Here is an 11,552-nt window from a genome sequence, read left to right on the forward strand (position 1 = left end):
GGGCGGGCCGGGGATGGCGAACCAAACGGATTTGCCGACGGCGGGGGTTGTGCAGAGACGGGTGGGGTGGACTGCACAACGGCCCCCGGAGAGCCGCGCGATGATGTCGACTTGGTCGCCGGTGTCTGCGATTTCGATCACCAGCGGGAGCCCAGCGTGGGAGACGATCCGCAGCTCGCAGGGGCCGGGCGCGTGGATGGTGGCATTCGTTGGGGTGCGCCGGTCAGGTCCCAAACTGTCGTGTGCCGCTCGTCCATCCGGTCAGCGGGGTCGGCTGTGCGGGGCGGGTCGGTGACGGAGTCGGGGCGCTCACCACGGTGCCGCCTTCGGTGCGTGGCCGCGGACGACCGTCAGCCGCAGACCGAAGGTGTCGATGAGACGGGCGCGCTCCTCGGCCAGGTTCCGGGCGCCGAAGACCACGCACGTTCTTGCGGACACTGATCTGGGACTGATCATGTCGCACGTCCTTCTCGGGAGGGACTGGCTGTGTCGCGCGAGCCGACTGCACCGTGATCCTCGAGTGGCGGAGATCAGATCTGATGGCATCGGTGACGGCCACCCGGACAGAGGAGCGGCAGGGGGGACGCCGCTGTTGGAGGTGTCGAGGTGGGGCGGGCGGAGATCTCCTGGATGACAGGGGATCCCCGCCCACCTTCCTAGCCGGGGAGCTTCCACTTCTGGTTGTTACCGCCCTTGCAGGTGTAGATCTCAACCTCGACAGGGCTGGTGGCGAACTCCGGGACGTCCAGGCATCGGCCGGACTGTGTGGCGCGGAGGCTGCCGTCTGCCAGTTGCGTCCACTTCTGGTTGTATCCACCGTTGCAGGTGTAGATCTCGACCTTGGTGCCGTTCGTCGTGGCCTTCCTGGGGACATCCAGACAGAAGGTGCCGCCGAGCCTGATCGTGTCGTCGGCCGGGTTGTAGGTCCAGGTCTGCGCGAAACTGTTGTTGCACTGGTAGGTCTTCACCCGAGCTGCATTCTCGAGCTTGCCTTCGGGGAGATCCAGGCACATGTCGGGGATGCCCGAAGGGATGGCGCCGACACGCTTGGGGGTCGGATCGGTCCCGGGCGCGACCGAGAAGGCGTCGAACTGCTGCCTCTCGTATCCGCTCACCGCCGTCGCGTCGACGGAGTCGACCGTGCCCAGGCCGGCGCGGCCGTGAGCGTAGGTCGAGTCGGTGACGCTGCCCAGGACTCTGCCGTCGACCTTGGCGGTGATGGTCGATCCCTGCATGGTCAGGGCGACGGAGTGCCAGCGGTTGGTGCCGAGGGCCGCTGTGGTGCCGCTCTTCAGGGTGGTGACGTTCGACTCCATATCGCTCTTGAGGATCGACCAGGCACCCGTGTCGCTCACCCGCAGACGGTACGCCTCCAGGCCGCTGTTGTTCCTGCCCTGCATGCCCACGCGGCCAAGGAGTTCCACTGCGCCGGGTTGTTCCAGCATGGCGTCCGCACTGACGGTGTAGTTGCTCCACGCGTCGTCGCCCATGAAGGTGTACGGCGCGTAGTACTTCTCCTCGGTCCAGCGGATCGGCTTTACCGTGGCCATCTGACGCAGGCACGTGCCCCCGCGTCCGCCACCGCAGGTCACGGTCTCGAAGGCGCCGTTCATGTCCGTGAAGTACTTCGGAGACTCGGTGATGCCCGGCGTCTCGAAGTCGTTGTACTGCGGCAGGCTCAGCGAGCCGACCGCCGGCGCCGTCGTCGCGGCCTTGCCTCCCCCGGCCTTCGTGGTCAGCGTGTAGACGCGACCGGGCTGCAGTGTCACGGTGTACTTGCCGTCGGAGGGGGTGACATCGGTGGTGTGCGCAAAGTTGTCATCACCGTACGAACTGTCCGAGTTCGTGTCGACGTTCGTGGCCCACACCTGTACCTGACCCGTCGACAGCCCGCCGGTGACCTGGACATCCAGAGTCTGCGGGGCGGTGGCCTGCGTCGTCTCGATGATCGTGCTGTAGTCGCCACCCTCGGGTGCTCGCAGCGTCACATAGCTGCCGTTGGAACGGTCACCACCCAGATAGCCACTGGCGGAATCCTGGTACCGCCATCCGACCTCTGTGAACTGTGTCGTGTGGGCCATGACCCAGGCGGTCTTGCCGACCCGGTAGTGGCCCGACCAGGGCTGGTTGGCCGACACGAGCCCATTGAAGGCGAAGTAGGTGTTCGGGTAGAGCGCACCCATCAGCGGCCAGTTGTAGTACGAGGTCATCCGACCGTCGATGTAGTCCCGGTTGAGAGCCCGCGCCACGTTCGCGGCACCCGCCTCGGTGTCCTGCGATCCGTTCTCGCTGGCCCACAGTTGCTTTCCCATGTTCTGGGCCTTCTGGTTGCGGTTCCAGCTGGACCAGGGATCTGTTGTGTTGTACTCGGGGCAGGCGGTGGTCGTGTGGTTGTTGCCGATGGCTCCCGAACCCGAGTAGCCGCACGGGTAGTGCACGCCGATGACGTCCACCGCGTCCCGGAACGCCGCGTTTCTCTCCATCTCATCGACGACATCCCAGTTGTGCTCAGCTGCCACGACCTTGGTCGCGTACCCCTTCGACTTGAGGGCGTTCTTGAGGTCGACGAACCACCAGGCTTTCCACCCCCGCTCGTTCCAGCCGCCGAGATAGTCGATCTCCAGGTTGTTCTGCTTTGCGCAGTCCATCCAGCGCATCAGGTAGTCGATCGTGTCGTTGGTCCAGAAGTCCCCGCCGCCGACCCAGCCCGGTGCGCCCCAAGCCAGGGCGGAGAATGTGATGTTCGGGTTTCGGGCCTGGGCCTCGCGGGCCAGCCACCACTCATAGCCGGCGTCGCAGTCCACCTTGCCCCGGGTGTGCTCGTGGCTGGGTTCGGCGCCGTCGGTGGAGTTGGTGTCCCCTCCGATCTCAAGCTTGAGTGTCTGCAGCGAGGCGCCGACGCCGGGCTTGAACAAGTAGTCGAGGATCTCGTTGCGCTGCCGTTCGGGATAGTCGATCAGCAGTCGAGTGTTCCCTCCACCTCCACTGATCGCGCCGGCTCCGTCGAACACCCGGCCCGGCTTGATGCCGTCGACGGTGATCGATGTCGAGACTGCGGCGTACGCGCGGGGAGTCGCCACCCCGGATATCACGCTCAGTATCATCGCCATAACTGCGAACAGGGCATAACGGCCCCGGGATATTCGAAGCACGCTGGCTCCTTACGACTTCGAGGGGTTGGGATGCGCACCCGCCCCGATGCCCTGGCCTCCGGCAGCGGCGCGGCGCCGCGATGGCAGTCGTCCACTGACGGCAAGGGGGATGAGCGAGGGTTCGCGCCGGGGCGGTGCAGCCGTCTGTCGCAGGACTGGCACTCGTACGGCTCGCAGTGTTGGGTCCGGATTTACCTGGGCGTCAGGCACGGCCAGAGGCATGAGCACGGCCCACGGGCTCGACCATGGGCGAACCGAAGCCGTACATGGACATTCGCAAGGCGCGATGCAGGCGGGGGCCGGTCCGCGGTCGGCCCGGCCCCCGCGTCGGGCGGTGTGCACAACCGCGTCGGTCCAGGTGGGTCAAGCGATAAGCCGCTTGAACTGCTGATGGGTGCCGGCTCCGCACTTGTACTGGATGAGGCGGACATCCTCGGGCGAGCCCTCTGTGACGTCCAAGCAGAGTCCGCTGTGCCGGGCCACCAGGCGGTAGTAGCCGTTGCCCTGGTCCTCGAACTTCCATTGCTGATTCTGGCCGCTGCCGCAGTTGTCCTGGTTGACGAAGGCCTTTGCGGTGGACCCACCCTCGGCATCCAGGCACTTGCCGCTGTGTTGGGCGAGGATGCGGTAATAGCCGCCGCCCGCGTCCTCCAGGCGCCACTGCTGGTTGATGCCGCCGTTGCAGGCGAATTGGACGACGTGGCCGTTGCCGGCGGCGGAGTTGTCCTGGACGTCGACGCACTTGTCGCTGTGCCGGGCCACGAGGTTGTAGTAAGGGCCGCCGCCCACGCCCTTGACCGTCCCCGCCGCCGCGTCGATCTCGACCTTGGGGTACCAGGACAGGTTCATGGTGGTCTTGGTCGGGAAGGTCAACGGCAGCCAGACGTACGTGGAGTCGTTGGCCGGGCCCTTCCCGTTCATATTGGCGCCGGCCCACCGGTCGCCCATGTACAGGAACGAGGTGTTGCCCGACGTGCCCTCGATGGGCAGGACGAACGTCGTCTGGGAGTTGTAGCCGATGCCGTCACCGACCTCCTTCATCTCCGACCAGGGGCCGGCGATGCCGGCGGCGGTGGCGTACATCTGCTGGTTGGGATTCCAGCCGCTCAGGCCGGAGGTCAGCATGAAGTAGACACCGTCACGTTTGAACAGCGCCGGGGCCTCCCGGTTCTGGCCCGGCCAGGGGTTGGCGACCAACGGATTGTCGGCGTACCCGGTGAAGTCGGCGTTGAGCTTGTAGATGCGCAGGTCGGCGTTGTCCTTGGTGGCCGTCACGTGATAGGCGGTCTCACTTCCGTCCGCGTTCTTGTCCACGTACAGCGTCATGTCCCGGGACTCAGTGGTCTGGGTGGTGTCGTTGCCACTCGGCGGCTGGAAACTGCTCAGATAGTCATAGGGACCCTCGATCTTGTCGGAGACGGCGACGGCGGCCCTCGACTCGACGTAGTCCGTGGCGTTCTCCTTGTGCATCCACATGACGAACTTCTTGGTGGTGCTGTTGTAGATCACCTTGGGACGCTCGATCTTGGCGGACTTCAGCTCGGGATCGCTCGCCTGGTTGAGGGCATCGCCTACCCACTCCCACTTCTTCAGGTCGGCCGACTTGTAGACGGAGACGGCCTTGAAGGTGTAGTTCGGGTGGCGGTTCTCCCCGAACCAGTAGTAGTAGCCATCGGTGTGCTTGATCATCCCGCCGCCGTGTGCGTCGACCGGGTCGCCATTGGTCCCGATGAAATCGTTGGGGTTGTCCAGGGTGACCGGGGCGGCCTGGGCGGGCGGCGCGACCACCAGTACTGCGAGCACGCTGGCGCAGGCGGCCAGCAAGGGTATGAGAACACGTCTGAGCATCATTGCTCCTTCGTGGACGGGAGGGCGAGTTCAGTAAGGCGAGTCGAACCCACCCTCGTGCGGCTCTTGATCCCATTCGTCGATCCGTGCCTGGGCTTGATCGGGAATGAGGGTTGACCCCACCCCGGTCAAGGGCTCACATGGTGTGCGGGTGGGGCCAAGATCGAGGATTGGAAGTGAGGTGCGTCCGCTGTCGGCCTTCGGCCGAGTCCCGGTCAGCGGACTTCCCCGAGGTGTTCGACGGCGGCCCGGCAAGAGTCTGGCGAGGCCGTCGTCATCGCAGTCGGCAAGGCCGTCGTCGCCCCGCCCCGCCGGCGGCTGCTGGCGCGGGACGGTTGGGGTTCGTCGGCTGCGCGAGGGGCTCAGGTGAAACGGGGGACGCAGTCCGGGCAGGCGGAGAGCGCCCGGTCGGGGGCGCTCGACCGCTGGATGAAGCCCACGGAAATGGGGGCGTCCGTCCAGCGGTTGCACCTGCAGCAGAGGTCGGCATTCAACGGTCCGGAGTCTCCTGCTCTTGATCGGGACGGGTGTGGTGGGGCGGGTGCGTTCGTGCTGGGGAGGGACAGATGCCGCTCTGTGCTCAATACCGGCTCCAGGAGGATGCGGGTGGGACGGGGGCGGCGGGGGCCGACGATCAGCCCTTGTTGGCGCCGAGGGTGAGCCCGCTGACGAACTGGCGTTGCAACGCGAAGTAGACGATCAGGGTGGGGATCGCGGTGAGCAGGGCGCCGGCGGCGATCAGGTTGGGGTCGGTGAAGTACTGGCCGGAGAGGTTGTTGAGCGCCGAGGTGATCGGCATGTTCTCGCCGGTGGAGATCAGGACGATGGCCCAGAAGAAGTCGTTGTAGATCCAGATGGACAGCAGCGTCGCCAGGGCGGCCATCGCTGGACGGCACAGCGGCAGCACGATCTGCCAGTACTGCCGCCACACCGAGGCACCGTCCACCAGCGCGGCCTCGGTCAGCTCGTGCGGCAGCGTGCGCATGTAGTTGCTGAGTACGAAGGCGCAGAAGCCCGACTGGAAGGCGACGTGGATCAACACCAGGCCGAGCGCGGAGTCGTACAGCTTGCCGCTCATCGTGATGCCGGGCAGGTCGACCAGCAGGTACATCCGGTACAGCGGGGTGATGATGACCTGCTGCGGCAGCAGGTTGCCGGCCGTGAAGACCAGCAGCAGCGCCAGGTTGAGGCGGAAGTCGAAGCGGCTGACGTAGAAGGCGACCATCGAGGACAGGAACAGCGTCAGCAACACCGCCGGAACGGCGATCAGCAGCGTGGTGCCGAAGTAGTGCAGCATGTCTGACTGCTGGAAGGCGTTGGTGAAGTTGTCGAGGCTCAGTTTGTCGGGCCAGGACACGTAGCCCTTGGTGCTGGTCTCGCCGTACGGGCGCAGGGCCGCGAGGATCGCCCAGAGCAGCGGGGCGAGCCAGGCCAGTGCGGTGCCGGCGAGGAAGACGTGCAGCAGGATCCGGGCCGGGCGCAGGGGGGTGCGCTGCTTGCTGAGCGCGGCCGTGGAGGCGCTCACGATCGCCGCTCCTTCCGGAAGGTGGCCACCAGGTACGGGATGATCACGGCGAGGGAGATCAGCAGCAGGACGACGGCGATCGCGGAGCCGTATCCGATGCGGCTGGACTCGCCGATGATGTTGTTGGTCACGAGGATCGAGAGCAGCTCGGTGCCTTCGGCGCCCTTGTTGAAGACGAAGACCAGGTCGAAGGCGCGCAGAGCCTCGATGATGGTGACGACGAGGACGATGGTGTTGGTGGGCCGCAGGGTGGGGAAGATGACGTTCTTGAATGTCTGCCATTCGTTCGCGCCGTCGAGCGCGGAGGCTTCCCGCAGCGCGGGGTCGACTCCCTTCAGGCCGGCCAGGTAAAGGATCATGAGGTAGCCGGTGTGCCGCCAGGAGGCGGCAACCAGCACGGCCCAGAGGTTCAGGTCGGGGTCGCCGATCCAGTCGATGTAGTGGCCGGGCTTGTTGGCGCCGATGAGGCTGTTGATCAGGCCGGTGTCGGGGTTGTAGACGAGCTGCCAGACGAAGCCGATGACGGCGAACGACATCACTACGGGCAGGAAGAAGGCCGTCTGGTAGACCCTGCTGAACCGGATCTTCTTGTCCAGCTGTACCGCCAGGAACATCCCCAGCGGCATGGGCACGAGGATCAGAACGGCGAGCCAGATGACGTTGTGCTGGACGGCGGGCCAGAACTGCGGGTTGTTGGTGAACAGCTCCCTGAAGTTGTCCAGCCCGACCCACTTGATCGAGTCGAAGCCGATGCCGTCCCAGGTGGTGAAGGCCAGCGCGATCGAGGCGAGCGCGGTGACCCACACGAGGGCGATGTGCAGGATCGTGGGCAGACCCGCCATCAGACCGAGAGTGAGCCGGTCACGGTGGGTCAGCAGACGGCGGTGCCCCTGGGGCACCTGCTCGCCCCTTCCCTTTGCCCATGTCGTCTCCGAGTGCCCCGAGGGCGGGGGCGTGGGATTGGTCGCCGCCGGAGTGCTGGTGATTCCGGTCCCGGTCCCGGTCCCGGTGTTCCCCGTGACAGTCATGAGGCGGTGAAGATCGTCTTCTTCTGGCGTTCGATCGAGGACAGCAGGCTGTCGACGCCCTTGGGATCACGGATGAACTTCTGCAGCGCGGGCTGCATCACCGTGGAGGTGAAGTCCGGGCGGGAGTCGCGGTCCATGAACTGGGTCAGGGACTTGGCGCCGGCGATCATGTCGTACGCCTTCTTCTGCAGCGGGGTGTATGAGGAGGTGTCCGCCGTCCTGGAAGCGGCGACGACACTGGGGTCGGACTTGAGGTAGAGCGCCTCGGCCTCCGGCGTGCCCAGGTACTCCAGCAGCTTGACGGCACCGGCCTTGTTCTTCGGGGCCTTGGAGAGCATGAAGCCGTCGGTCGGCGCCTCGACGGTCTCCTGGCCGTACGCCGAGTTGATCTCCGGGAAGGCGAAGAAGTCGAGGTCGTCCAAGGCGGCCTTGTCGGTGAACTGCTGGGCCACGAAGGTTCCCAGCAGGTACATGCCCGCCTTCTTCGAGGCCAGGGTCTGGGCGGCGTCCTGCCAGGTACGGCCGACGGCGCCCTCCTGGTGGAAGGGGAGGATCTCCGTCCACAGGTCGAAGGTCTTGCGCACCTTGGCGTCGGTCCAGGACGCCCTGCCGGCCATCAGCTCGACGTGGAAGTCGTAGCCGTTGGCGCGGAAGTTGATCTGGTCGAAGGTGCCCATCGCGGGCCAGGCGTCCTTGTCGCCGAAGGCGATCGGGACGAGCCCGTCCTTCTTCATCTGCCCGCACAGAGCTACGAAGTCGTCCCAGGTGGCGGGGACTTCGTAACCGTACTGCTTGAAGACGCTCTTCCGGTAGAAGATCGCCCAGGGGTAGGTGTACAGCGGCACGAAGTAGTACTTGCCGTCCTCACTCTGGCTGAGCACCTTCATCGCGACGGGGAAGTTGTCGCCGATGGACTTCCACACGTCGTCGATCGGGGTGGCGAGGCCCTTGGCCGCGAAGAACTGCATCCGGTAGCCGGCGAACCAGTGAAACACGTCGTCCGGCGTGCCCTGCAGATAGGAGTTGATCTGCTCCTGGAAAGTGTTGTGGTCCTTGGTGTTCACGTCGACCGTGATGCCGGACTTCTTCTTGTAGGCCGCGTAGATGTCCGCGAACGCCTTCTTCGGCACCGCGTCCGACGCGTTGGAGCCAACCGTGACGGTCTTCGGGTCACTGGCCGTGCCGCTGCCGCCGCAGGCGCTCAGCAGGGGAAAGCCGGCGCCCAGCGCAACCGCCCCGCCCACACCCCGCAGCAGCGTGCGGCGAGCGGGGCCGGGAGAGGAGAGACCAGAGGAAGAAAGTTGCATGAACGACTCCTGGGGCAGAGCGGCGGCCATGGGAATCCAAACCGCATGGCACAAGATCGATCAGAAACAAACGAGACCAAACGGCGGAGCCCATGAGATCCGTTCGACCCGCCGAACGTCAAGAGGTGTGCATCCTCTTCTTATGACCCCTACGAAAACCGATGACCTGGGGAAATCGCTTTCTCTGGGCGCCAGTTGCAGGATTCCCGCAGGCCGACGCGATGGGTGCGCTCCCATGGCGCGAATGCGCCTGCGCCGCACATCGAGATGGGCGAGAGCGAGCAGGGCCTGACGGCCGGCGCTCAGGCGCCGCCATCGGGTGCCGAGTTCCCGGCGGTGCCGGCGCAGCTTGGCGGACAGGAAGCGAAGGGCAGAGTTGGGCACGTCGACGGCGGACGGCTAGACAAGCACACGAAGCCTTTGGCGGAGGCGGATTTCTTGGTCGCAAACCCATCGCCGAGCAGCCGCGGGGAATCTCACCCCTCGGCTCTCACGCAACCGTGCGTAACAGTCGCCCGTTACACGGCTCTTGTCGTTCTGTTCATCAGGCCGATACGGCACTCACAGTCGCGGTGAGGCGCCAGTGAGCGAACATGCGGAGGTATCGCCGGGCGATCTCCTGCATCTTCGCGAGGGCCTTCCGCTTGGCCGCAAGCCGCTTGTACTTCTGGCGGATCCAGCGCACCAGGTAGGCGTTGATGCGCATCGCGAGGGGGATCAGCTTCCACGGCCTGAAGCGGCTGTAGTAGTTGAGCCAGCCCGCCACCACACGGTTGATCCTGCGGGCGAGCTCCTGGAAGGAGGCGCTGGTGTTCGTGCTGGTCAGCGGGGGCGGGTTCGAGCGCGATGTCTGCTTCGGTGCAGGGATGCCGAGCGGGCAAGGTCGAGCCGGTCCGCGGCCTGCTGCGCAAACTCGCTGACCGGGGCTGGCTGAAACGGACCGGATCGGGGCGCTACCTGCCGCGCTGACCGGCGGGGGAGGCAGCGGACCAGCCGGTTCCCGCCGTAACGCGAGGGCCCCCGGCGGGAGTTGGTTCGCGTGTGAAGACTCACCGCCCCGTCGAGGGCACTCGCGATGCTGTCTACCAGGTTCGGCTCCCCGTGTCGAAGCGGACCATCGAACTCGTCGCCGGCCTGATACGCGGGCGGCGCAAGCAACTCGGCACCCGCTGGCGCAAGGTCACCCCGGGGACCCAGGCGTTTGTCGTGCTCGCCTTGCTCCGTCATGACCAGCGGCTTCTCGACATGGCCGACGGCACGACGTCTCCGCCTCCAGCGTGCCCGCTGGGTCCTGGAAGTCCTCGGCCTGCTCGCTGCCCGGGCCCCGCGTCTGGACCGCGCCCTGAAGAAGATCGCCCGTCGGGGCGGTGCGGTGGTCCTGCTGGACGGCACCCTCGTGCGCACCCGCCGCCGCACCGGGGCGGACAACCGCAAGAATGCAGCGGGAAACACAGGGCCCATGGCCTGCTCTTCCTCGCACTGACCGACGAGAGGGGAGACCTGCTCTGGATCTCCTCCGCCCGCCCGGGCCGGGTCAGCGAGATCACCGCCGCCCGCCACGACCACATCACCAGGCATCTGCGCGAGGCCGGCCTCGGTGCCCTGGCCGACCTCGGCTTCGTCCGCCTCGACGACGACCCCGACGGTGCTCCGGTCATCATCACCGGCCGCAATGCGACCCGCTCCGGCCAGGAGCACGCGACGCTGCGGGCGGGCTTCCCGCTGGACGCCGCGCGGACGACGGACCTGCTGGAACGCCCCCCTCCCCGACCAGCGCGCCGACCTGCCGGTCAACGGGGAGCAGAACCTCTCCGTGACACCGCGCCCGTTCCAGATCCGCACCCTGCGCCTGACACCGGCGCCCTGAGCGCAACAGCGACTCCGGCGGGGCTCCCGGGGAAGCCAGGCCGGACGCTGTGGCAGGGGCGACAGGGCACGCGTCGGCCGACCACGAGACACGTCGTTCGTCGTCCCCGGGCTACCGCTCGGCGCACGTGCCGGTCCGTTCGTCGCATGGAGGTGTCCGTTCGGCATGCCCGGGGTTCCGGAGGGGGACACAGGCCGCCGCGATCGGTGTAGACACAAAGCACGAACCGAACTGAGCAGACCTCCGTCTCGAACACAGTTGGCGCAGAAACTCCTAGGCCGACCGCCGCTGCAGGGAAGGACCCCCTCATGTCCACCACCATCGCAGCCGAACCGGTGTCCTGGCCGTCCGCGCCGGCCGTCGCTGCCTGGGGCAAGCAGTCGGTCCCCACCCGCGTCGGTCTCGCCCTGGCCGCCGATCCGGAACACATCTCCACTGCCCGTCGGCAGATCGCGGCCCATCTACGGTGCTGGGACCTGGACCACCTGGTGGACGACGCCACTCTGATCACCTCCGAACTGGTGACCAACGCCGTGCTCTACGGCCTCGCCGAAACGATCATGGTGCACCTCGCCAAGTGCGGTACCGCCACGGACCCGCAGCTGCTGATCACCGTCACCGACGAGTGCCCGGCCGAGGCGATGCCCGAGGTGGCGTCCCCCGCGTCCTCGGACGAACACGGCCGCGGCCTGTACATCCTGCAGTGCCTGGCCAGCCGCTGGGGCACCGCCACCGGCCACGGCGGAAAGCTCGTCTGGGCCACACTGGCCGTCAACGCTCCCGAGCACGATCCCGAAACCGGTGCCGCGTAGCGGACACGCTGGT

At 66.5% G+C, this 11,552-nt stretch carries 9 protein-coding genes and 1 pseudogene; 2 read left to right on the forward strand and 8 right to left on the reverse strand.

The annotated features are described in order from the left end of the window. Positions 1–309: 309 nt before the first annotated feature. The 8 genes and pseudogenes from RFN52_RS06725 to RFN52_RS06760 all read right to left on the reverse strand — a co-directional run bounded on the left by RFN52_RS06725 (position 310) and on the right by RFN52_RS06760 (position 9,845). Positions 310–438, reverse strand: coding sequence for a hypothetical protein (locus RFN52_RS06725; RefSeq protein ID WP_311240912.1), 129 nt, complete (start codon positions 436–438; stop codon positions 310–312). Positions 439–656: 218 nt separating this feature from the next. Beyond that, positions 657–3,092, reverse strand: coding sequence for a ricin-type beta-trefoil lectin domain protein (locus RFN52_RS06730; RefSeq protein WP_311240913.1), 2,436 nt, complete (start codon positions 3,090–3,092; stop codon positions 657–659). Between the two features lie 423 nt (positions 3,093–3,515). After that, the gene (locus RFN52_RS06735) at positions 3,516–5,000 is read right to left on the reverse strand and encodes an RICIN domain-containing protein (protein WP_184843703.1); all 1,485 of its coding nucleotides are present in this window, start codon (positions 4,998–5,000) and stop codon (positions 3,516–3,518) included. Between the two features lie 634 nt (positions 5,001–5,634). Further along, positions 5,635–6,525 carry a carbohydrate ABC transporter permease gene (locus RFN52_RS06740; RefSeq protein WP_184843706.1) on the reverse strand — a complete coding sequence of 297 codons (891 nt, stop codon included), beginning with the start codon at positions 6,523–6,525 and terminating at the stop codon, positions 5,635–5,637. Beyond that, positions 6,522–7,553, reverse strand: a complete 1,032-nt coding sequence (locus RFN52_RS06745) for a carbohydrate ABC transporter permease (protein WP_184843709.1) — start codon at positions 7,551–7,553, stop codon at positions 6,522–6,524. The genes RFN52_RS06740 and RFN52_RS06745 overlap by 4 nt, the downstream gene beginning before the upstream one ends. Further along, entirely contained in the window at positions 7,550–8,860 is a 1,311-nt protein-coding gene (locus RFN52_RS06750) for an ABC transporter substrate-binding protein (RefSeq protein WP_184843712.1), read from the reverse strand. The genes RFN52_RS06745 and RFN52_RS06750 overlap by 4 nt, the downstream gene beginning before the upstream one ends. Before the next feature lie 264 nt (positions 8,861–9,124). Then, positions 9,125–9,244, reverse strand: a pseudogene (locus RFN52_RS06755) (IS5/IS1182 family transposase); the annotation flags it as partial. A 160-nt stretch (positions 9,245–9,404) separates the two neighbouring features. Next, entirely contained in the window at positions 9,405–9,845 is a 441-nt protein-coding gene (locus RFN52_RS06760; protein WP_311241214.1) for a group II intron maturase-specific domain-containing protein, read from the reverse strand. Between the two features lie 240 nt (positions 9,846–10,085). Here RFN52_RS06760 and RFN52_RS06765 point away from each other — a divergent pair, with 240 nt between their 5' ends. Together RFN52_RS06765 and RFN52_RS06770 are read left to right on the forward strand one after the other, a co-directional pair. Further along, positions 10,086–10,343, forward strand: coding sequence for a hypothetical protein (locus RFN52_RS06765; RefSeq protein WP_311240914.1), 258 nt, complete (start codon positions 10,086–10,088; stop codon positions 10,341–10,343). A 692-nt stretch (positions 10,344–11,035) separates the two neighbouring features. Next, entirely contained in the window at positions 11,036–11,539 is a 504-nt protein-coding gene (locus RFN52_RS06770; RefSeq protein WP_184843715.1) for an ATP-binding protein, read from the forward strand. Positions 11,540–11,552: the final 13 nt, after the last annotated feature.

The sequence above is a fragment of the Streptomyces collinus genome (assembly GCF_031348265.1).
GTDB classification, from domain to species: Bacteria; Actinomycetota; Actinomycetes; order Streptomycetales; family Streptomycetaceae; genus Streptomyces; species Streptomyces collinus.